Annotated in this window: 19 protein-coding genes; 8 read left to right on the plus strand and 11 right to left on the minus strand. The window is 42.4% G+C overall.

Annotation, left to right across the window (positions count from 1 at the left end; genetic code table 11):
* Nucleotides 1–51 precede the first annotated feature (51 nt).
* Both FM019_RS02310 and FM019_RS02315 read right to left on the minus strand, forming a co-directional pair.
* A complete protein-coding gene (locus tag FM019_RS02310) occupies nucleotides 52–816 on the minus strand; it encodes a sulfotransferase domain-containing protein (RefSeq protein WP_143834295.1) in 765 nt (254 codons plus the stop codon).
* Between the two features lie 485 nt (nucleotides 817–1,301).
* A complete protein-coding gene (locus tag FM019_RS02315; protein ID WP_143834296.1) occupies nucleotides 1,302–1,952 on the minus strand; it encodes a PEP-CTERM sorting domain-containing protein in 651 nt (216 codons plus the stop codon).
* A 533-nt stretch (nucleotides 1,953–2,485) separates the two neighbouring features.
* On the opposite strand from FM019_RS02315, the gene FM019_RS02320 reads away from it, so the two are divergent.
* The 5 genes from FM019_RS02320 (at nucleotide 2,486) to FM019_RS02340 (ending at nucleotide 8,383) form a co-directional block, all read left to right on the plus strand.
* Complete coding sequence (locus tag FM019_RS02320; RefSeq protein ID WP_143834297.1) at nucleotides 2,486–3,097, plus strand: transglutaminase-like cysteine peptidase; 612 nt, start codon at nucleotides 2,486–2,488, stop codon at nucleotides 3,095–3,097.
* 19 nt (nucleotides 3,098–3,116) lie between these two features.
* Nucleotides 3,117–5,045 carry an EAL domain-containing protein gene (locus tag FM019_RS02325; RefSeq protein WP_143834298.1) on the plus strand — a complete coding sequence of 643 codons (1,929 nt, stop codon included), beginning with the start codon at nucleotides 3,117–3,119 and terminating at the stop codon, nucleotides 5,043–5,045.
* Nucleotides 5,046–5,155: 110 nt separating this feature from the next.
* On the plus strand, nucleotides 5,156–6,220 hold the full coding sequence (locus FM019_RS02330) for a hypothetical protein (protein ID WP_143834299.1): 1,065 nt from the start codon (nucleotides 5,156–5,158) through the stop codon (nucleotides 6,218–6,220).
* Nucleotides 6,221–6,354: 134 nt separating this feature from the next.
* On the plus strand, nucleotides 6,355–6,960 hold the full coding sequence (locus FM019_RS02335; protein ID WP_143834300.1) for a hypothetical protein: 606 nt from the start codon (nucleotides 6,355–6,357) through the stop codon (nucleotides 6,958–6,960).
* A gap of 34 nt (nucleotides 6,961–6,994) precedes the next feature.
* On the plus strand, nucleotides 6,995–8,383 hold the full coding sequence (locus FM019_RS02340) for an O-antigen ligase family protein (RefSeq protein WP_260681505.1): 1,389 nt from the start codon (nucleotides 6,995–6,997) through the stop codon (nucleotides 8,381–8,383).
* Between the two features lie 67 nt (nucleotides 8,384–8,450).
* Here FM019_RS02340 and FM019_RS02345 read toward each other — a convergent pair whose 3' ends face one another.
* The 5 genes from FM019_RS02345 to FM019_RS02365 are packed head-to-tail and all read right to left on the minus strand — an operon-like array spanning nucleotide 8,451 to nucleotide 13,918.
* Nucleotides 8,451–9,167, minus strand: coding sequence for a VpsP family polysaccharide biosynthesis protein (locus FM019_RS02345; RefSeq protein ID WP_260681506.1), 717 nt, complete (start codon nucleotides 9,165–9,167; stop codon nucleotides 8,451–8,453).
* Entirely contained in the window at nucleotides 9,164–9,892 is a 729-nt protein-coding gene (locus FM019_RS02350; protein ID WP_143834302.1) for a tyrosine-protein phosphatase, read from the minus strand. Before FM019_RS02350 ends, FM019_RS02345 begins: the two co-directional genes overlap by 4 nt.
* Nucleotides 9,889–12,141 (minus strand): polysaccharide biosynthesis tyrosine autokinase, encoded by a 2,253-nt coding sequence (locus FM019_RS02355; RefSeq protein WP_143834303.1) that lies wholly within the window; start codon nucleotides 12,139–12,141, stop codon nucleotides 9,889–9,891. The genes FM019_RS02350 and FM019_RS02355 overlap by 4 nt, the downstream gene beginning before the upstream one ends.
* A gap of 25 nt (nucleotides 12,142–12,166) precedes the next feature.
* Complete coding sequence (locus FM019_RS02360; RefSeq protein WP_143834304.1) at nucleotides 12,167–12,700, minus strand: polysaccharide biosynthesis/export family protein; 534 nt, start codon at nucleotides 12,698–12,700, stop codon at nucleotides 12,167–12,169.
* A 15-nt stretch (nucleotides 12,701–12,715) separates the two neighbouring features.
* On the minus strand, nucleotides 12,716–13,918 hold the full coding sequence (locus tag FM019_RS02365; RefSeq protein WP_143834305.1) for an outer membrane beta-barrel protein: 1,203 nt from the start codon (nucleotides 13,916–13,918) through the stop codon (nucleotides 12,716–12,718).
* Between the two features lie 689 nt (nucleotides 13,919–14,607).
* On the opposite strand from FM019_RS02365, the gene FM019_RS02370 reads away from it, so the two are divergent.
* Nucleotides 14,608–16,032, plus strand: coding sequence for an undecaprenyl-phosphate glucose phosphotransferase (locus FM019_RS02370; RefSeq protein ID WP_143834306.1), 1,425 nt, complete (start codon nucleotides 14,608–14,610; stop codon nucleotides 16,030–16,032).
* A 107-nt stretch (nucleotides 16,033–16,139) separates the two neighbouring features.
* Here FM019_RS02370 and FM019_RS02375 read toward each other — a convergent pair whose 3' ends face one another.
* The 4 genes from FM019_RS02375 to FM019_RS02390 form a co-directional block, all read right to left on the minus strand.
* Entirely contained in the window at nucleotides 16,140–16,868 is a 729-nt protein-coding gene (locus tag FM019_RS02375) for a sulfite exporter TauE/SafE family protein (RefSeq protein ID WP_143834307.1), read from the minus strand.
* A 12-nt stretch (nucleotides 16,869–16,880) separates the two neighbouring features.
* On the minus strand, nucleotides 16,881–17,162 hold the full coding sequence (locus FM019_RS02380) for a DUF1905 domain-containing protein (protein ID WP_143834308.1): 282 nt from the start codon (nucleotides 17,160–17,162) through the stop codon (nucleotides 16,881–16,883).
* 14 nt (nucleotides 17,163–17,176) lie between these two features.
* A complete protein-coding gene (locus FM019_RS02385; RefSeq protein WP_143834309.1) occupies nucleotides 17,177–18,574 on the minus strand; it encodes a hypothetical protein in 1,398 nt (465 codons plus the stop codon).
* 80 nt (nucleotides 18,575–18,654) lie between these two features.
* Nucleotides 18,655–21,834 carry a glycoside hydrolase family 2 TIM barrel-domain containing protein gene (locus FM019_RS02390; protein WP_143834310.1) on the minus strand — a complete coding sequence of 1,060 codons (3,180 nt, stop codon included), beginning with the start codon at nucleotides 21,832–21,834 and terminating at the stop codon, nucleotides 18,655–18,657.
* A gap of 209 nt (nucleotides 21,835–22,043) precedes the next feature.
* On the opposite strand from FM019_RS02390, the gene fldB reads away from it, so the two are divergent.
* Nucleotides 22,044–22,586 carry a flavodoxin FldB gene (fldB, locus tag FM019_RS02395; RefSeq protein ID WP_143834311.1) on the plus strand — a complete coding sequence of 181 codons (543 nt, stop codon included), beginning with the start codon at nucleotides 22,044–22,046 and terminating at the stop codon, nucleotides 22,584–22,586.
* A gap of 8 nt (nucleotides 22,587–22,594) precedes the next feature.
* Complete coding sequence (locus tag FM019_RS02400; RefSeq protein WP_143834312.1) at nucleotides 22,595–23,386, plus strand: CLCA_X family protein; 792 nt, start codon at nucleotides 22,595–22,597, stop codon at nucleotides 23,384–23,386.
* Nucleotides 23,387–23,453: the final 67 nt, after the last annotated feature.

The raw sequence follows: 23,453 nt of genomic DNA on the forward strand, positions 1-23,453 counted from the left end.
ACTTATTAAGTGGTAAAACAGATATTAAACATGCCAAAACCAGTCTCATAATCATCCCAAATACTTTTCAAACGGTGTGTTTTTCAAAGCCAGTACTAACTCTTTATGGTTATCTATCCGGTCAGACAGATCGTTAGATAGGATCTTTTTATGTCGATCTGTAACTTTTATGGTGCCCAAACCTAGAAATTCGAACATACCATCTATCAGCGCTTGCTTTTGATTGGTCATGAACAAGTCCTCATAGGCGATTGAGTAAACGCGTTCAGCATTTAACTGTGATGCTAGCTGAGTTTGATAGGCCATTTCTTCTTCGTATACAGATAATGTTCGCAACAAGTCTATACAATCAATTGATAATTTGTTTTTTTGCGCGCCATCTTTTGACATTACCGTTCCAGATTTTTGCATTGCACACAATGAGATATAGCGATCAAGTTGATTTCGTCTGTACAAATGAATAACGGCGACGTCGGTGTTGTCTTTGAGCCAACTGCCAAGATTCAAGCGTTGAAAATTGATTCCAAAGTCTTTGATACCAATGTGGGTAACGTATCGACGTTTTTTTGGTGAGAATGATGCTCTATCTTTAGTTAGATAAAATAGTTGTGAGATGTAGAAAAAAAAGCGACTTGTGTAAATGAAGTCAAGATAGTTTTCTTCAGTACTGATGTTAAATAGCGTTTTAAATTTGCGTTTTTTACTCCAAGGCCCAAGCACTTCACCAAAATTGTATACACTTTGATGTTGATTGAGGACATCAACCAAATAATTACTGCCACTTCTTCCATTGGTTAGCACAATAAATTTTTTCACAAATTACCCTATTAATGGTTAGATCCAATAGACGAGCAAAGAAACATATTTACCGTCCTCGACCTGCAATCAAGGTATGAATCAGCGAATCCAATTCTCTCCCAATTACTAAGCAAACATCAAACCAAAGTTTTATTTGATTATAGAAAAAAGATTATTTCGTCAAGATTAGGTCAATCCCAACAATTCGTTTTGTTTTTAAGTCGCTAGTTGATGGAATTGGTATAACAGGTTGTTGTTCAAAAAAACTAAATTAAGTAACACAGAAGTCAATTCGAGGGGTTCACAAGTTCTCTGTGCGGCAGTTAGAGATATTATTTTTAATCAGTGAAGTTTCTATCACCAAGTAGCCAAGGCGTTATTTTTATGCACCGTTTTATGCCAAGTGCGCACCAACATTGCTCAAATCTTTGTAGCAGGGTAAAACGTTATAAAAAAGCCCGGTAACTCACCGGGCTTTTGCAAAAAAAGTGACTTACCTAATTTTATCGAGCGCGACGTCTCATCGCTGCGAATAAACCTAACCCCATAAGCATTAATATGCTTGGCTCAGGGATCGCTCTAGCGAATGATCCGCCAGTAATGTCGAATTGGCCACTTAATGGCAACAAATCTGTGTAGCTCTGTGAATCAAACGTGCCGTCTGCGAAATCAACAAAGTATGCGCCTTGAACAGTTTGGCGAGAGCTCATCTGTGCAGAAAGAGAGAAATCAGGAGCAAAACCGCTGAAAATCAAGCCGTCTGTCAAGTTCCCGCCCCAGGCAAAACTGAACGCAGTTCCACCAAAATCCTCTTTAGGATCATCAACAAACAATACTGAACCGCTAGTAGCGTTTAAGGCAATATCTAGTTTCCCATTAGCTCCACCCGAACGGTATTTGTTGGCGATAGTATATAACGCATATTCGCCGTTTAACTCGGCCAGGAACATAACAACCGCGTCAACGACCTCTAGTCCGGTGTGTGCAGATGAGATATTATAATTGTAAAATTCCTCAAAGCTTGCGCTGACCCCGTTTAGGTCAAGTGCATTAACTTCCGTTCCGTTGAACTTGAGCAATGTCGCATTTGCAACAGATGAAAAGACTAGCGCAGCTAGAATGCTCGAAACATATAATGCAAATTTAGATTTCATTTATACTACCTTAAAAAAATGGTTACCTACCCAAAATAAGCAACATCCATGCCAATCACTGGACATTGAATTTCCCCATATATTTCAACAACTTGAGATGTAAATTAGTTGTTAACAGACATTCACAGTTTGCGATCGTAAAAGAATCCGACAGATCTTTTTGCTCAATTATCAGTCAACATCTATAAAACAAGTACACAAAACGAAGCACTAACCGTGCCAGTATATTCATTTGTGACATATCCAGCAAAGCCAAAAACGCTCGATAAATAAGTCACGAAAACTCAAAGCAACTAGAAAAGACGCAGACCAGCAGACACAAAATGAATACTCAATTCTGACGTAAATACAGCTCTGATTCAAACTTGTTTGATTATGCTTATTTTTTTGAGGTTTGGCAAAGAAGATAATGATCTGATAGTCTCACGAGCAATCTGGTTTAGCGTTTCACAGCTTCACACATACCAATTTAGGTTCGAGCACAAGCTTTGATGGTACGACATTTAACTTTTATTAGCGTTTTATTAGTGGTTATGCTGATTTGTTTTGACTTGTTAGCTGATATCCCATTTCAAATAAGTGCAAAACAGTATGCAAGAATCGCCGAAGAATATGGCGATTCAGCCGTAGATAGAGTTAAAAGTTGGCAGGAGATTATTGCAGAATCAAGTAATCTAGATGAAGATGAAAAGCTCTACGAAATCAATAGATTTTTTAACCAATTAGCATTCGTGGACGATATTGAGCACTGGGGAAAAGAGGATTATTGGGCGACCCCTATCGAATTTCTTGCTACCGATGCCGGTGACTGCGAAGATTTCACCATCGCAAAGTACTACAGCTTAAGAGCACTGGGTATACCAGAAGAAAAAATGCGCTTGATGTACGTTAAAGCACTCAGACTTAACCAAGCGCATATGGTCCTAGCTTACTTCTCTTCACCAGATGCCGTGCCTTTAATACTCGATAACTTAAACCCCAGAATTATGCCCGCCCATCGTCGCACAGATTTATTGCCCGTCTATAGTTTCAATGGTGAGGGCTTGTGGCTTGCTAAAGCGCAGGGAAGAGGCAGGCAAGTGCAATCGGGCGGAAACAATAGCTTGTGGGCCGACTTAACAGAACGCATTGAACAAGGCAGATAATATTTTGGAGCGAATCACTATGCCACTCTCTCGACAACTTGGATTAAGTTTATTTTTCGTCTTGTTAGTCGTTTTCATAGGAGTGCTATGGCTAAACGTCAGCAGCACTCGGGATTATACGCAACAACAACTTGCCTCTCATGCTCAAGACACGGCTACTTCACTCGGTCTGTCAATTACTCCATATATTGGAAATAATGAGGACTTGCCAATTATTGAAACTATGGTTAATGCAATTTTCGACCGCGGTTATTATTTGACTATTTCCTTGGTAAATAATGAAGGCAAAGTTCTGTTGGAAAAACATAACCCGAGCAAGCCTCAAAACATTCCCCAGTGGTTTATTGATATTTTCCCCCTTGAACCACCTAAGTCGACTACTGAAATTAACTCCGGCTGGACCATCGCAGGCGTATTGGAAGTGACTAGCCATCCAGGCTTTGGGTACCAGCAATTGTGGCAAAACGCGTTGAGAGCTTTAACCATTATCTCGGCAGTGTTTTTTATCGCATTGTTAGGCGTATTGCTCGCAGTCAGAGTGATAACTCAGCCGCTGCTGCAAGTTGCACAAAATGCCAAGAGTATTAGTGAAAGAAACTTTGTGACGATTACCGACATACCTAAGACACCTGAGCTCAACGTACTCGTTAAGGCCTTCAATAGCATGTCTAGTCGATTAAAACGTTCATTCGACAGTTTAACCGAGCAGGCCGAGCGTTATGGCGTATACGCCTATCAGGATTCATTAACAGGCGTTGGCAATCGACGTTCATTTTTAATGACCCTGGAAAAGTATTTAGCTGACAAAGAAAATCATCCTGATGGTTATCTAATATTGATCAGACTCTCAAGTTTGGGACAAGTTAATAGCGAATTTGGCGCAAGTATCGCAGACCAGTACATCAAAACCACGCTTCAGGAAATCCAACAACACGTAACCCAATCGGACTTCTCTTTTGACATATTTAGAATAAACGGCGCCGATTTTGTGCTCCTGATAGAAGACATGGATGCAGAGTGTTGTAAAACCTTTACAAAACAACTCAGTGAAGGATTTGAGGGACAAACTAAGTCGGAATATCAATCGGGTACAGCACATATAGGTGTGTGTCACTATTTAGCGTCTGACAACATTGGCGAAATACTCGAACGAGCTGACAGCGCACTTGCCAGCGCACAAGGTAATTCTTCGCGATGGGAGATCGCCAGCAATCTTGATTTAATTAAAAGCAACTCTGCATGGCGGGCTCAACTGCAGGACATTGTTCAAAAAGGCGACGTTGACTTCGTTGTGCAACCTTTGATGAATTGGCAGCAAAATGTCGTTTATCAGGAGCTATTTGCCCGATTCAAAGATTCCGATACTCAATCACATATACCCATGGGACAGTTAGTCCCTGCTGCGTTCAGACTAAATTTTGTGACACAAATCGACAAGTTGGTTATTACATCCGCATTGAGCAGATTAGTAGAATTTGAACACTCAATCGGAATCAATATTTCAAGAAATTCACTCAGGGATATTCAGTTTCAAAATTGGTTAGAGTCAGAGCTCCCGAAATCCCCTCAACAATCCGGCAAAATAGTTTTGGAGATCCCGGAGCGCGCCCTAGTCGACGAAGTGTCTCAAATTAGTGACTTTTTACACAGGCTTCAGCAACGTGGCATTCGAATCACCGTGGAACGTTTTGGTGCACAAATTATAGGCTTTCGGCATTTACGAGCAATCAAGCCAAACTTCTTGAAGATTGATGGACAATTTGTGCGCAACATTCATAAGGAGCCTGATAATCAGTTGTTCGTTCGCTCTTTGATTGGTATCGCTGATGGACTGAATATATCTGTGATTGCAGAAATGGTTGAATCAGAAGAAGAGGCGCAATTTTTGCATAATTTAGGAATTACAATCGTACAAGGTTTTCATTTAGCTAAACCAAAAGCGATATAATCAGCAAGTAACCAATACCTGTGTATAATCACCGATACGTTAGTTTATTTGTGTATGCATGCAGACCTTTTTACAATAGGGCATAACTGATTTTTTTGGAGGCGTTTACCATGCGCAATGTAGCATTAATATCCCTACTCGTGGCTAGCGGGGTGGTAGTTGGCTGCAGCAAACAACCGTCCACGGTGCAGAATGGACAATCGACGCCTGAGAAAGAAGAGGTTGAAATCGTTGAAGAAAAGACTGAACAAGACCAAGTGTTGCTTACTGCAAATACGCTAGAGGTTGCTGAAAACCTGCCTGAAGAGGAGGTTGTTAGCGATGTAGTGGCCCCACCGAGCGCAGTCGCTGAAAAAGCAACTCGTACAGCCTCTTTAGGCTCTTTGGCAAATGTGCAAGTAACTGAATCATCTGATAACGCTGAAAACGCAGCTCAGATAAGTCCAGCAAACCAAGCCAAAAGCCAAGCACTCGTTGCAGAACACAGCACTCTAAACGATGTCAATGAACAAGCTGAGCAAAAGCAACCTGTCAAATTATCAGACACTCATATTGCGGCTTCTAACACTAATACCCAGGATCTCAACGATGCGGTGTCTCAACCTACAGACATTGCTAAGCAAACTGACGTTGATTTAAGTGAATACGGATTTTATGGTGACCCAACACAACCTGGCTATCAAATTCAACAGCAGATATTCACTTTGGTAGAGCAAGGTATGTCTATCGTTGACGCGTCTAAAGTTGTAATGAACGAGATTAAAAGTGATGACAACTCCATCATCGGCGGAGAATCCAGACGTTTACTAATAGAAGTAGGTTCACTATCAGACGCATTTATTGAAGACATAGCTTTAGTCACCAACTTATCTGACGCAACCCGTGTCGCCATTGCAGAATTTCCCGACAGCGTAGAAAACATAGTAACGATGGGTGTTACACTTTATCCGGATTATGCTCAAGATGTGATCAATGCGGCGGCGTTGAGTGGTGAAATTTCTGATGCGGATGCGCTATTACTAGCAATCGCTGCTGGCGCTGATCCTACAACGGTTTCAACTGCAACGGCATCAGGAGCTGCAGCAGGGGCGATCGTAGCGACGCCTACACCATTGGGTCCCGGGATAGGAGCAGGTGGTTCAGGTGGCGGAGACACCACTGCATCGACGAATTAATAGTGTAAACGCCGCTCTAAACGAATGAAAAGCCAAGCATCTGCTTGGCTTTATTGTTTTCAACTCTTGAAGCCCTCTAACGAACCATCTATGATTCGTCCATTCAAAACGTGTTATTCCTTTGGCAGTGCATAATGGGTAGAAGGTTTATTATTTGGCTCGCAATGGGCTTGATCAATATGGCAGTGATTGCTAACGCTCAACAGTCAGACTCCGCCGCTGTACGCAAAGATGCAATGGTTCCGTTATTCACTTGGCTTAGCGACAACAATGTACAGGTAAGCGATATTGATATGTTGCTCAAAACGATATCAAACGCTCCTGAGCAAACTGAATTTGTTTTCGATGATAACCGAGTGTTTGTCTCAGCCATGCAACGGGAAATACTTGTGTCTCATCATGAACCATCACACTATGTACTCACTAGCTTGCAGTCAAATGCGATGACTCAAGATGTAATAAAGAACGCAATTGCGAAGTTCCCGCACTACGCAGCACCCATTATTCAATTAACACTTTCTATGGCTCCTTCTGACGCACGTAACTTACTAGTCGCTTCAAGTATGACCGGAGTAGTTAGTTATGAAGAAGCATTAGAACAAGCCATCTTAGCCGGCGTCGACCCTAGCGAAGTTTCTGAGGCAACCGCTTCTGGGAAAAATGATGTAGAGGTATCAGTATTACCCTTAGGTGCTCAGATCACTAGAGAAGAACTTAAAGACACGTTGTTAAGCAATTAATAGCAGGTCAAAACATTTCAGGCTGTCAAATAGAATGTCAAAACCAAGACATATGCATCCCGCATTTTTTTATATATTGCTGTTTATAATCGTTTGGGTACCACTTCCGTTAGGCTCAAATCGCCCCTGGGCCTGGAGCGTGATGGAGTTCTTCATCTTTGGCTTAGGTGCTTCTCTTTTGGTCATCGGACGGGAACAAATCTGGCATTCGCTCGCTGGTTATAAGCAAATTCTGCTGATTTGGCTCGCCTTACTTATTGTTTTGACCGTCCAAGTGTTGCCTGTCCCAGGCTCTATTGTTTCATTGCTTTCACCGCACGCCTACGAATTGCAAAATACAACACAAACTACAACCTATTATTTTTCCATCGATATAGGACAAAGTCGCATCGCACTGCTAAAAAGTACCAGTTACTTTGTATTTTTTATTTGCTTGTTGCTGCTAATACACAACACGCAGCGGTTAAAGGTGTTACTAACCACACTTTTTGCCAGTGCCGTATTCCAAGCATTGTATGGCACATCGGAGCTGCTTTTTGGACTTGACTATAGCCTAATATTCAATCTCAAAGTCGGCGACGCGGTTACAGGTAGTTTTGTATACAAGAATCACTATGCAAATTTCATCATGCTCGGGTTGGCTGCCGGTATTGGTTTAATGGTAGCCAATTTGCAAGAATCAAAACCATATAATTCCCGAGATTTTTTGCGCTCTTTTGTCAATGCATTGCTCGGAAACAAGGCCTTGATTCGCATCTCAATTGCAATTTTGGTCATTGCTCTGGTGATGTCTAAGTCTCGAATGGGCAATGTTGCCTTCTTTGTTGCCATGACCACTTGCGGAATTTTGGCACTAATTCTAATTAAGAATCGCACCAAAGGATTGACAATTTTAATCATAAGTATGTTTGTCATTGATCTGTTCATTGTCAGCGCCTACTTTGGATTGGGGAAAGTGCAAGAAAGATTGACCCAGACTAGCTTGGCACAAGAAAGTCGCGATGAAGTAGTAAGTGATAGCCTGCCAATTATTACCGACTTTCCTGTAATTGGATCAGGCGCGGGTAGCTACTACAGTATTTTTCCCGGTTACAAGCAAGCAGAGGTGCACTCTTTTTATGATCATGCGCATAACGACTATTTGCAAAGTCTGATTGAAAATGGAGTGGTAGCGACTTTATTACTTGCCTCAATTGTCTTGTTAACACTGCGTAAAGCCATCTTCGCCATGCGTGATCGTAAAATGTCGATCATGAAAGGGGGAGCTTTTTCGTCTGCCATGGCAATCGTTGGAATGTTGATCCATATGCTTGTCGACTTCCCCACACAATCACCCGCAAATGCGTTGTATTTTATCAGCTTTTTGGCACTAGGGCTGATAGTCAGCCATATCCGGGCGATACCTATTCCAAAACAGGACTGAACTCAAACAAGCTATCAGAAAACAGGTCGATCAACTTGGCAGAAGAATATAGAGACGATTTTGAGTGTTAACTCTTTTCTGCTGCAGACACTCTGCAACCTTTGATAAAGTTCAGTGTTTCATCAGGTTCATCTTTTAACCAACGACATATCAGGCTGCCTACACCACTTTGTTGAATTTGCTGCAACGTTGCAAAGCGAGTGCTTGGATTTCGCAGGCCTAAGGCGATTCTGTTCATAAATGTTTGTCGGATATCAAGCAGCATGGGGTGGTTATGCTTATATAAAGCAAAGCCTAGGTTGACAAACAAAATGTGGACCTCGGGTTTCATTGGGCCATATTTGTCCGCTTGGGACAAATAAAACTGCATTTCCGTATCAAACTCTTGCAAGCGCCACTTAATCATTGCCATTGAAGCCCAAGTGACGGGCCACGTAGGACGCAAATGTGTTGCTTGCTGGTAAAACCCCTTGGCTTCCATTAAAGAAACGTTCTCGTTGTCTTCGTATCCTGCCAGCGCCCCCCACTCAAGTATTTGTCCCATCGTATCAATATATAGAGGATTGAAAGGATGTTTGTTTACTGCTCTGGTGACGGCACTCTTAGCGGAAGCGTACTGACGCTTAGTTTGTTGATTGCCCTCGTTTTGCCACTCTTCAACAATATTCTTAACGCGGTAATAATCTAAACTAGCAGAACCATATTTAAGGGATATAAAAGCAAGCCAAATAAGTAAAAGACAAGGAGCAACCCACAACCACTTTTTAATAACTTGTGTATTCAATGCCATTCCATCAACTGAGTAATTTCTTTAGGTGTCAATAGAGTCAGCTCATCTGCAACATTTTCACCTTTTAATTCAATAAGTCGCTTTTTACACAACAACATATCATTAGGCCGTCTTTCAATGTCATGAGTATCAGACGCAACAAAACTTATTAATGATTCATCTAACATACGTTCAGCAATTTGTTGAGCCACTTCAGAAAATCGCCCGATGAAAGCTCCTGCTGTAACCTGAAAGATAGCGCCTGCGCGTCGCAGAAACATTATTTTTGAATAGTCTTTCCAAATATCTCGATTCCGTTCAGGGTGCACCACTATCGGTTGAACCTTGTTGGCGATCATCCATTTGATCAAATTATCTGTCCCAGCCGGAATGTGGCTATGTGGAAGCTCGAGCATAACTGCCTGTCGAGATTGATAATGTCCGATATATAGAATTTGCTGCTGCTTTATCCAAACTGGAATGTCAGCACTTAATCTAATTTCAGCTGCAAATGTCACAGATAAAGGAATTTTATTTGTCGCAAGTGCCAGCCGAAATTCGTTGAAAACTGGGTTGATTGTCTCATAACTATTATCAAAATAATTGGGATGTATATGAGGCGTACAGACCATATGGGTGACGCCAGCCACAACAGCTTGCCTAGCCATTTCGAGCGATTGTTGCATAGACCGAGCGCCGTCGTCGATTCCCGGCAGTATGTGGCTGTGTAAATCAATCAAGCTTCTTTGCTTTCCTTACTGTAACTGTTGTAACCATATTGGTCGTAAAACCCAGCATAGTCCCCACTCTTCTTCGCACGTCGCAAATCAACCTGATTAAGCACGATCCCATCAACCCTGTGCCCAATTTCCATGAATCGACTCAGGCCATTATTGATAACTTTATAGCTCGTACTATCTGCTTTGACTACATAAACCAGTGAATCACAGGTACTTGAGACGACAACCGCATCGCTCACCGCTTGAGTAGGTGCACTATCGACAATAATGTGATCGTATTTATCTTCAAAACTTTTCATCAGATCTTTAAATTTATTCGATGCCAGCAATTCCTGCGGGTTGGGCGGAATTGTACCTGCACAAATAACGTCAACGCCAGACTGCTCGTCAGTTACAATACATTCTTCGATAGCGTGTGTACCTGCCAGTACGTTTGATATACCTGGCTGAAAACCAGGTAAATCAAACAATTTCGCAATCGCCGGTCGCCTCAAGTCGGTGTCTATCAGTAACACTTTATTGAGCTGACCAATCGCAAAGGCAAGATTCACGGCTACAGTACTCTTTCCTTCTTTTGGCACACTTGAGGTAACCAGAATCGTTTTACTTGGTTTATCAATGTTCAGTAGCTGTAAACTTGTTCTTAGGGTTCGTACAGCCTCGCTGAACATATGGTGACTGGTATCAAAAAAGTGTCTAACATCTAAATTGTCCTTTTTCTTGTGGGGCTGCCACGGAATAATTCCCAACAGACGCTGCCCCAACTTACGTTCAACATCATCTACTGAACGAATTCCGCTATCCAATGCATCAAGCACTAACGCTAAAAACGTCCCAAACCCTAAACTAAGTACGAATGCCGCAACCACAATGATGGTTTTGTTTGGTTTCGCTGGCACAGTTGGTATCTCAGCAGCGTCCAACAAACGGGCATTAGCCGACTCAAAACCACCTATTTCACTTGTTTCTTTCAAGCGAGTGAAGAACGAGTTATACATTTGTTGGTTAATGTCGACTTCTCGTTGCAACGATTTTCGTTGATTTTCCAAACTCGACAAACGGCGAAAGTCATCCTTAGCTGTATTCATAGAGCGCTCAAGAATCTTTACTTTATTTTGAGCAGAAAGATACTCAGTATTAATGCCAGCTATAAGCGAACGTATTTGATTGTTCAAACTTTCTCGTACGGAGCGCAACTCAGCATTGGCTGCGATCATTCTAGGATGTTTGGGGCCGTACACTTCTCCTAACTCAGATACTTTACTCTCGGCCGTTACTTCTTCGCGTTTCACATTTTGTATCGATGGATGATTAAGCACTTCTGGCAAGCTTGCTAACTCTTCCAGACTGGCATTACCACTGTTGATTTGCTCGTACACAGACTCGCTGCGTTTTAATGCATTCTGTGCATTGAGAAGTTGTCCCGTAAGTTGTTGTAATTCGTCAGAAGCGAGTCCCAATACACCATCAATATTGACTACTTGCTCTCGCTCGTAGAACTCAGTCAAGCGCTGCTCCGCTTGCACCAAATTTGTTCTTAACCCTTGCAATCTATCCGTCAACCAAGTTGTCGCTTTGGCAGTCATATCGAGTTTTGCTTCGAGATAATTTTCTATGTATATCTCACCGACTGTATTGGCGATTAACGCAGCTAGCTCGGGATCTGCAATTTCAACGGAGATGGTCACTACCTGAGTATTCCGAACCGGTGTAATCGTTACAGCGCGTCTCAATTGGGTAACCGCAAATCCAAATAATCGCGCTTCTCGCTCAATTTCAGTTTCTAAGACCTGCTCGTTTTGAGGTAAAAAGGGAAACTGTTCCTTTGCCCACGTTGAAACGTTTTCTTTGATCTGTTGAAGCGGACTTTTTTGTGCTTCTATCATATCCTGATTGAACAATTGATGCTTTTGTAGTGCCATTTTACGCACTACTTTTTCTGCGATTTTACGAGAACGAAGAATTTCATATTGAGTTTCATAGTACTCTTTTTTGCTAGCATCCAACCCGTAAACTTCTTCAATTGATAGTACGTTGGCCTGATCAGATTCAATCAATAGTGAAGCTTTGGCAATGTATTTAGGAGTCATTGATAAAACGATTAATGTCACCAAAATGGTGATCAGGATTGCCAGACTTAAAATTTTCAGTGCATAACGTTTAATGGTGTGTATGTATTGTGAAAAGTCTACAAACTCCGAACTGCTAGCGATCTTCGCGCCTAGTTCGCTATTTAACGAAGTGGACATAGTAATTCCTTGTATTCGAGGCCTGTCAGAAGAAACTCTGTTGAATGGTAATAATGTCGCCAGGTCTTACAGTATCGGTGCTTTTACCCGCGATCGTTACTCGCTCTTCGCCTACCTCACGAACCACAGTAATTTTTGATTTAGACGCTCGCTCGGTATAGCCTCCCGCCAAAGCTGCAGCTTTGTCTATAGACAACCCAGGTTGATAAGGGTACCCACCCGGTTTTTTGACTTCTCCATCGATAAAAAATGGACGATATTCGACGACAGACACGGAAACTGACGGAGATATAAGATAATCCCCTTTCAAACCGTCATAAATAAAAGTTTCAAGTTCAGACACGGTTAAACTGACAACTTGAATATCACCTAAGAACGGATAATTAATTTTACCTGTTTGCGATAAACGGGTTTCAATTGACAAATCGTCTTCGCCAAATACCGAGATTTTGATGACATCTCCTGAGCCCAATCGATATTGAGACTCATCAAGCTCTTGGGCTGACAAGCCAAAGCAGCTTAACCCCAACCAGATCAAAAGCACTACACGGTTAATCATTTCAATCTCCACTCATTACAACGTAAATCTCGCATTCAATCCAAATACGTTGCGGTCGTATTGTAAATCAATAAGTGCGTTCACACTTTCACTTTCGCGCTCATCATATTGATAATAGAGCTCAAACGAAAGCCATCGCCTAAATTCGTATTCAGTAGTAAAGCGCACAATCGTTAAATCATCTTCCCGACTGTTAGCACTGCCTTCGTAAATATCATCAAAAGTCGAATACTGTAGTCTGGTTGAGAGTCTTTCCAACCAATCATGTTGCCAGGTAACACTGTACGACCGACGATTAATAAAATTACCCTCACCATTAGTTTCATCCGTATCGTTGGAAGTTGCAAAGGTTAACGTTGTTCGATCCAATGGCTGCCAAACCACACCTGCCGACCAATCGAAACCACTAAACTTTTCCCTTTCCTGTGCGTCAAAACTTTTTTCTTGGTAACCCACTTTAAAATAGCTAGTTGTGGCGGCGGTTGTTTCCCATTGTATACCCAACAAAGCGCCACGATTCGTGCTGTCAAAGCTAGCTCCGCCGTCGACTGTAAAATCATAGGAAACTTCGGTGTTATAGGCCTCAATCACTAAATCAGTTAATGCACCAAGGCGATAAAAAAAGGATGCGCCGAGCGTAATGAAACTTCTATCTCGAACTAAGAAGATTTCTTCTTCTCCATCATAGTCCAATTCTCTATAACCCAAATTAACGTCAATTCGCCCGTCGGAGGTAAGTGCGCCATAAGAATAGACAACCTCTCCTTGCAACGCTTTGTAAGTATCAACCGTACCAAGTGTTTCACCTAATCCGATTGAAAAAGCTGTACCTCTTGCATCATGTCCATCTTCGTATTCCAAAGATGACTTTGTTCTATGACGACTATTCAATTCATAATCTAACTGAACGGATACAAAATGATCGGTGTAGTTGTCTTCCTCGCTTGACATATAATCGCCACGCTCGATGCGATAGCCAACTTGGAATTGATTTGCACCAAAACTGTTCAATAATATTACCTCTGGAGCGATGGTTCGTTTCCAAGATTCAATTTGATCAGTACTTGAGCGGGTGACGTTGTCGTCTTTTTCCATTCCAATCTCTATTGCTGGGATCAACTGAAATCCACCGAGACGGATACCTCCAGGTTCTTGTGAATACACCCCTGTACTCATAGAAATCGCAACTGTCGCTACTGCAAAACGTTTAATTTGCATTCCGTATTCCTCATTTATTTCCTACGACGAATTTGATAAAACAGTCAATCTAAACCAGCGAGATGACGATAATGCGTGCCATTCTTAGCTTATTTGTACCTCAAGGACCATTTTAAATATTAACGTGATCAAGCAACCTATGCGATATATGTGCCACTCAAAATCTTTCGAAAGTTTATCGTTATTCATGAATTTGTACCAGCATCAATGATGATGCCTGCAACATCGTTTATATTAGAGAAAATCAACACCTGAAATTATCCCAACGAATAAATACTCATACCTTAATTGTCTTATTTCTTTCATGCAGTAGCGGTAAAATCACCGTAGTTTGATAGTGTTCTGATAGTTCGGTTTGCTTCCGATGATGTCATCAATCACCTCAGTTACATGCTTTTTGGGTTCAATTTTCTTGTAATTAGATTAAACACGAACTGGCATGTTTCATGCTTTGTATTATGTGAACACCCTGGTGTTCACCCAATGCAGGCATATTTGCTATCAATCCGTGTGTTAATGGACCTTTTGTGACCATTTGAACAGCTCTTGAAGGCAATTTTGGTGCAACCTTGGGCAGTTCTAAGCAAAACCGTGTTCGTCAGCATCCAGTTGATTGTATGTAATTAGAGATACCTAGTAAGTGAGAAAGTGAAACTTTCTGACCGAGGGTGTAGATGGGGAATCAAAGGATGGCAAAATTCAGAATAAACAACAATCGAAAAGGCGGCATAGTCCAGTCATACACAAGTAGTTTTTCGACCCTGTATCGATTAGTCGATCTTACTTGTATTACTGTAATTTACTTCGCCTTGATGTATGTACAGAGCATTCAAATTGGTCCAGATGCGATAGCTATGCTGTTTCTGGCGATTACTTCGTTTCTACTTTTGGCCGAAGCTGCTGATTTATATCGCTCATGGCGTCTCGAATCGACGACACTTCTAATCCGTCACGCTTTAATATGTTGGGTCATTACCAGCTTTATTGTTGGTACATTTGCATATTTCGCACCTTCTTTTGTTTTGCACAACGAAACTAACTTCTTTATTTGGTTATTTTCAACTGGCCCTGCGCTCGCTATTTGGAGAGTAGCATTTAGAGAGCTACTCTTCTGGCAACGGAAAAAGGGATTCAACACCAGGTCAGCAATTGTAATTGGTGCAACGCAATCTGGTTATAACCTTGCTCATCAAATATTGAATAATGAGCAGCTCGGTATTCGCTTTAAAGGGATCTACGATGACCGAACTGAAGACCGCCTACCTTTTGAGTTTACCAATCAAATAGCAGGGAAAATAAATGACGCCATTGAGCTGGCCAAACGCAATGAAGTTGACTTTATCTATATTGCACTGCCGATGAGTGCAGAAAAACGCATTATGCAAATACTCAACATGTGCTCTGATACGACCTGTACCGTGTCGATTATTCCGAATTTCTTTATTTATAATTTGCTTAATGCTCGCTGGCAAACCTTGGGTTCTATCCAAACACTTAGCGTTTTTGATACGCCATTTCAAGGTGCAAACAATGTGCTTAAACGCTTAGAAGACATTGTTTTCTCAATGGGTATTTTGAGCTTAATCGCTATCCCCATGCTATTTATTGCCCTGGCGGTAAAGTTGACGTCAAAGGGTCCTGCCATATTTAAACAAAAACGTTACGGTTTGGACGGCAAGCAAATTATGGTTTATAAATTTCGCTCAATGAAAACCATGGATAACGGCCCAGACGTTAAACAGGCGACGAAGGATGATGATAGGTTTACGCCAATAGGTTCCTTCTTGCGACGCACCTCTCTTGATGAATTGCCACAATTCATCAACGTTTTACAAGGACGTATGTCGATAGTTGGGCCGAGGCCCCATGCAATTGCGCATAATGAGCAGTATCGACAACTTATAGAGGGCTATATGCTCAGGCACAAAGTCAGACCTGGCATTACCGGGTGGGCACAGGTTAATGGCTTCAGAGGTGAAACCGAAACGGTTAATAAAATGGTAAAGCGTGTTGAATACGACCTAGATTACATTCATCGCTGGTCTGTGTGGTTAGATGTTAAAATCATTCTTGCTACAGTGTTCAAGGGATTTATTAATAAAAACGCATACTAAAAAATCAGGCGTCATATCGACGCCTTTCGGCGCTATTGTTTTTAGCTGAGTTAGTGCCCAATCTAAGTCATTTGCCGCTTGAGCGTTTGTTTTTTACAACTAGGTCGTTAAGGTTCGATTAGAAAGTAAAGGGTCCTTGTTATCATTAACAGGGCCAATGCCGTCAATAACCATTTGAGAATGATCAGGAATCGCTGCGGTGAAATCATGCCTCGCAGCTGCTTGCCGAGATAAGAGCCAGCAATTGCTCCGACCACCAGCGCAATGATCTCGTGCAAAAAGGTGGCAAATGTAAAGCCAGCAAAACCAAATACAACGCACTTGGCAACATGTGATATCAACATAAACAACGCGTTTGTTGCTACGATCTTATCTTTGTCATCACTACGTTTTTTCAATAAAGTCGTCGTCAATGGGCCGGTAGCACCTACAATCAATCCCAACCCGGTTTGTAAAAATCCTATCAAAGCAAAGGACTCAAAACGTCTAAGTAGCCGATTAAAGGTTTCACTCCATTGAGAGGCGATGATGTACAGCCCAATCGCAATCGGAAAGATATCTGCTGGTACCGTAAAAACCATGCTGCCAACCAATACAATGCCAACGACTGAGCCGACGATAAACCAAGGGAAAAATCGCCACAGAATATCACTCAGTGAGAACAACGCGCGCGAACCATTACTGGCAATCTGAGTCACAGCATGAACAGGAATAATTGCTGGTGCGGGTAACATAAAGGGTAAAATAGCAATCAGCAACATGCCTCCGCCAAGCCCAAATACGCCCGCAACCGTTGAGGTAAAAAGACTGACAAGAGCAAGAGAAACAATATCCAATACTCTACCTGTTTAAGAAACCTTGGGGCTAATCCGGATTGACAACAAATCACCAGGGTTAATTTGCACCTTTTGGCAAATGACTTTGGTGATATCGATAAACCAGCAATCTCTGCCCTGCCCCCAGAATTTTAGGTTTCGACTTCCCACGTTAACGCCATTAATTACTAACGTGACAGGTGTTTTACCCGAAATATCCCAGTGCTTGAGCAAGGTAGATGGTACTTCAATAAAACAAGGAAGCGCAGGATCTTTCTGCTTTAATACGGCTTGTAGCGTTGTAACATGAGCCATGATATTTTAACCAGCTAGTAGATCGTAATTTCACTAGAAAACAAACGCATCTGATTGTTGTCTTCATAAAAATAAAGTTGCTGGCTAAATGCGTCACCGCTAAATTCAATGAGATCATCAAAGCCAAACGCATCGTCACCCAAAATTTCGATAACTTCATCGAAACTTTGACCTTGTTTGACACCATTGAATTGCCAACGTAGCGAATTTGACCCGCCTTCGTATACATTTTCGACAAAGGTAAGCTTATTCAATGAGTTCCCTTTTTCTTGCAGCACCAGTTGATGACCATACAAATACAAGTTCGACTTGGAGTCTAACCAACCTTTAGCAATCGGCGTGGCTGGCAGCATTTCTAAGGTTAATTGGTTGCGATCAGAATCCTCTAAATAGTCAGTTATTGCCGTCAACACTTCCGGAGCGCTATCGGTGCGTGGTACTGGCAGTGTTTGATGATGCTGTGATTGTAGGCTGAATCCGGTTATCACCTGATTAGCATACTCTTCACTTTTGCCATAATAACTGTCTGAAAATAGTGTGATTTGATTGTCACCTGATGTCAGGATTAAAACCGATTTAGAGGGCTTTGCATTGGGCAATATTTTTTGTGCCTGTTTGAACGAATCACCATTACCGATCAATCCATTGACTTGCCACTTGGCTTCTTCGAACCTTTCGTCGAACGCCAATAAGTTAGTAAATTCTTTAGTAAACCAAGGGCTGCGCGAGCTAACTTTGGTCAAATTTCCGGCGACAAAAGATAACCAATGTTTTCTGCCATAGGCAATGAGTGCGGTCTCGTTGCTGGGCTGCATAACGAAGGTAGGCGTACCAAATTTCGCGATGACATCCTTATAAGTCATACCTAATGTCACACCATAGATACCATTTTCAAAGGATACGTTGGCATTGGCAAGAGGAGGTGTGTGACGTTTCTCATTTTGTGGCAACGTTAAGATAATTTCTTGCTGCCAGCCGCCAATACTGCCTAACTGCAATTGTTTTTGTGGTCGACCTGACTCATCAAAGGGCGTGGCTTTCTTAGCTATGGATGGATCGGGTTGGCACTGGTTGATGATTTCAGCAGTCAATCTCACAATAGTGTGTTTGTCTCGATTTTTTGTCCAACTTTCTTTATCCCTTCCCTCAATTCTACGATCGACTAACAATATCCCATCAGCGTTCAAGTCTTTTGCTTTGTTCAACAACTTTTTAATGATTCGGGCTGACGTATCTTGCATGCGAGCTTCGGTCAAAATGCCCTTTTCCTGTTCGACTTTTTGCGAAAACCTCACAGTATCGAGTAGCTCATAATCACACTGAGGAAAATACTTATAAACCTTGGGTTGAGCGAGAGTTGTCGCGGAAAACAAACTGATAAAGACAAAAAAACTGCCTGTCTTTGATAGCATACTGACCTTCAAAATGTGTATTGATTGAAGGCACACCTTAACGCAAGGCCTAGGCAGTTTGCAAAACTAGAATTGGTAGGCTAGTTTTGCACCGGCTTAAGGGTTATTTGGTAGCGATAGTCGCGCCAGGGCAAGCGATACTTGGGCAAAGGCGGTGTCCCCCAGGAGTCTGTGCCACCAACACCTCGTTGTTTGTAATCCAGATTGATAAAAATGCGATCTTGCTCGGTGAGATCATGAGGATGTTTACCGGACTTTTCAAATTGATCATAATCGTGAACATCAAATCGTTGTGCACCAAATTCAAACAAGGGTTCACCAATCACTTCAATGCCTAACCCCTGTTTATTGGTAAATCTCGCATGACGCACGTCTGTTCTGAAACCGTTTTCTTGTGGGCGCACATAACCAAAATACATGTCATCCACAGTAGATTGATACTGGCCGACTAACGCTGAGGTTTTTCGGTCCCAATAACTCTCGTGAGGTCCACGACCATACCAGCTCACTTGATCAAACTCAGAAGGTAGTTGCAACAACGAGCCCAAGCGCGGCAGTTCACTTTGAAACTTGTGAGGCGCAGCGTAAAACCAGATATCCATAGTCAATGTGCCTGTTGGCGAAATGGTATATTCAACAAGATATCGACTTTCAACGTCAGTTAAATAATGCTCGGTGGCGATCACCATGTTGCCGTCTTCATTAGTTGTGCTATTGAATTTGGTCAATCGCGTATTTTTCCCAGCATGTTTCCACGCTTTGGCCTTCTCAGAGAATTTTTCACCAAAATCATTGTCTGTTGGTGCGCGCCAAAATTCAGGCCGCAAAGGTGCCTTAAGCAAGTCGATTTCATCAACGGATACTTGCGTTAACCAACCACTTTGACTGTCAAAGGAATAAGTTGCACCAGCTACGCTCACACTTATGCTGTCGGGTGATTCCTCGAATTGAATCGCTGCGCTATTTGGTTTGTCTTGGGTGGCTTTTCCACCAAAATGATTTTTCCAAGAAAGTTGCTGAGCCGCGAAAACATGTCCAACAGCTAGCCCTGGACGCTGAACCTTGTTCACAAATTCTAAATTAACGAAATATTCTTTGTCGGTGTGCGGCGTTATTCCATAACCTAGTGCAACTATCTGACTAGACTGGGGTCCCAGGTTAAGGTCGCTTATTGACCCTGTCTCAACAATTTGCCCATCAGCCAATACAGACCAATTCAGTTGCACGTCACTCAAATCAGTAAAAAATCGTTTATTTTTAATGCGCACTTCACCAGCATCTAAGTCTACAGTAACGGCTTCAATATTCTGATAAACCGCTTTAACTTCATACGCATGGGGATTAGGAGTGCGGTCTGCTGCCAACACACCATTGGCACTAAAATTACCATCGTGGTACATGCCTGGCAGCTCCAAATCGCCACCATAAGCCCAAAACGCTTCGCCATCCTGAGTGTGGCGCAAAAACGTTTGGTCTACCCAATCCCATATAAACCCGCCTTGCAGGATTGGGTACTCTTCGATGACTTGCCAATAATCGGCAAGATTGCCCATAGAATTGCCCATGGCGTGCTCATATTCGCAAAGGATCAGAGGGCGGCTCTCGCCCAGTTCTGCATAATGAATGAGAGTGTCGATGCTGGCATACATTTGACTGTACATATCGGTATGGCGTCGCAATTGTGCCTGCTCTGACATCACAGGAAATGTACTTTTTGACTTCAACCAGTCGTACAGCACCTCCAAATTAGGACCGTCACCACTTTCATTACCGATCGACCAAATCACAACCGACGCATGATTTTTATCTCGTTCATACATGTTTTCGACACGATTCAAGTACGCCGCTTGCCATTGCGGCATATTGACCATGTGTTTGTCCGGGTCATAAGTGTGACCCTGGTTTGCAGCACCTATTCCGTGGGATTCAATATTGGCTTCATCAACTACATACATGCCATATTCGTCAGCCAATTCATACCAGTAGGGGTCATTCGGGTAGTGAGAGGTCCGCACCGCATTAATATTATATTGCTTGAGAAGGGCCATATCTTGGCGCATGGATTCCCTCGACAAAGTTTGTCCACTGATAGGGTCGTGCTCGTGGCGATTGACGCCTTTAAACAAAACGGGTTGGCCATTGATCAATACATTGCCATTTTTCAATTCGCTGGTTCTAAATCCCAGTCTTTGGCGGACTACTTGAATTTCTGCTTGCTGGGCGTCCAACAAAGCCAGTTTTAGTTGGTACAAGTTAGGAGATTCTGCACTCCAAGGTGCTACATCAGGTATTTCTTGTGAAAACGATAATGTTTGAGTGCCAGTTTCTGAGGGCACTGCAGACTCACCTTTTGCGATGGAATTGCCTTGCATATCAAACAACTCATAAGAAATGGCGTATTTGTCAGAAATATGATGATTTTCAATATCAACCTCTAAGGCTAAATGGCCATCTTGATAGTGTTTATCCAATCCAGATTTTGCATGGAAATCCTGAATACGCGATTGGGGAGTTGAATAAAGATACACATCACGGGTGATACCACTTAATCGCCACATGTCTTGTAGCTCTAAAAAGGTGCCGTCAGACCATCGATACACCTCAATCGCAATTTGATTAATGCCAGGTTTTACCAAATCGGTCAGGTCAAACTCCGAGGGACTTTTTGAATCCTGAGCGTAACCGACATATTGCCCATTGACCCAAACATAATAAGCAGACTTGATCGCGCCTAAATATAGATAAACACGCTGTGATTGCCAGTCATCGGGCAGTTCAAACTCGCGCTTGTAAGACCCAACCGGGTTGTTATCCGCAGGAATTTCACCAGCAACGGGTTTATCAGTAAAGTCGACACGCATGTTGATGTAGTTGGGCACACCATAACCATGCAATTGCCAGTTTGCAGGCACGGCGAGATTATCCCAATCACTGACATCATAGTCCTGTTTATAAAAATCAACGGGGCGAGATTGTGGAGACGTGCTGTAGTGAAACTTCCATTGACCATTTAACAACAAATGATTTGGCTGCTGCCAGGGCTCACTAATAAAGTGTCCAGGATCAGAGTTGAGTGTTAAGAAGGAGGCCCGCATGGGCAATTTGTTGACGGCGAAGATCTGCGGATTTTGCCACTCTTTGATCATTGTCTTATCACTCGATTGTTGTTGTTCGATACCAGCTTCTTTTGTCTCGCTGCATGCTGTCAGTGCCAACCCAAACCATAAGATAAGGACTCCCACTGTTAATTTTTGTGTCATCAAACTTTCTCGGTTCACTCACCATGTTTTAAACTTATACTATTTGTAATATTTTTTACAAGGTTGCTTTAAATAATGCGGTACATTTTTCTTTTAAGTCATAGGAAAGCCTTTACAATATGTCCGCTTGGGTGATTAACACAAAAAGATTTTCTGATCTTTGTTAGCACTGAAGCAGTTTAAACTGCAAATTTTATTTGAGGAACTCAATGTCTCAACCCGACTTTTCTATTGGCTTGTTTTACGGATCGACGACCTGCTACACCGAAATGGCCGCAGAAAAGATCCAGGAAGCGCTAAACACTCTATTTGATTTCCCCATTGTTGAACTGTTCAACATAAAAGATGTGAGTTTACACAAGGCTGAAAAATATGACTTGCTCATATTTGGTATCTCCACTTGGGATTTTGGCGAATTGCAAGAAGACTGGGAGTCAAGCTGGGACGATATCAAGCAGCTAAATCTTCAAGGAAAAACCGTCGCATTGTTTGGTCTGGGTGATCAAATGGGTTACGCCGACTGGTTTCAAGATGCGCTAGGTATGCTGCATGACGAATTAGCGACTTTGAAATGTGATTTTATCGGCTATTGGCCAAACCAAGGATATGAATTCACCCACTCCAGAGGCCTTACTGCAGACAAAAGTCACTTTGTGGGTTTGTCCTTAGACGATGAAAATCAATACGATTTGACCGAAGAACGCGTGCAAACCTGGTGTGAACAGCTTTTAGCTGAAATAAGCGATTTGTAGAACCCCAAGTGGATGCAGATAGACTTCCCCGAATTCAGCGCCCCTACTATAGAAATGGGATACAACACAGAGGCGGTGCTGATGTCAGTTTCAACGACATCAATAAGGTGTTTGGTTTTAAGACGGTCCAAATTGGCAAGTGGGTAACTAAGCACGAGCAACAACTAGCCGCCAATCTGTTTTTTGACGCGTTGTGCGATTTGATGGATATCCTTCACGTTCCAGAGCAGGTTATTTCACTCAATGGAAGCCTTTCTTTGGCCTTTGGTGTGGGCGGTCAAAAACATAGCAGTGCCCATTACCATGTGCAAAAACGCCAGTTGGCGTTAGCTAAAAACGCTGGAGGTGGTGCCCTGGCTCACGAATGGTTCCATGCATTTGATCACTATATTTGCAACAAGGTTTTTGTTAACCCTGCCCCGTTGTCATTCGCATCTAACAATTGGTTAGAAAACGATGAAGATGTCGTTCACCCTTTAAATGAGCTGTTGTTTGACTGGTTCAAGTGTCTGTTTTTGGATGAGCGCGGGAGCGAGCCAAGCGATTATGTGCAGCGCTGCGCATTGGCCGACAAATCGATGCAATTTTACTACTATGCGCAACCTCAAGAATTGGCCGCAAGGGCATTTGAAGCTTGTATTCAGGACCATTCGATAAAAAACACCTTTTTGGTACAGGGAACTAAACAGACTGTTGAAGCAAAAGTGGGTATCTATCCCACTGATCAACACAGAGATCAGAGCAGTCAGCGAATATTAGAATATTTTAGGCACTTAGGGCGGGCACTTAGTTCAGCTTAACCAGTACCAGCGCAAGATCGAGAGCAATCTTAACTGATCCGAAGAACGATCACTGCGCCAACCTAGC

Origin of the sequence: Aliiglaciecola sp. M165 (assembly GCF_007197995.1) — a bacterium.
GTDB lineage: Bacteria > Pseudomonadota > Gammaproteobacteria > Enterobacterales > Alteromonadaceae > Aliiglaciecola.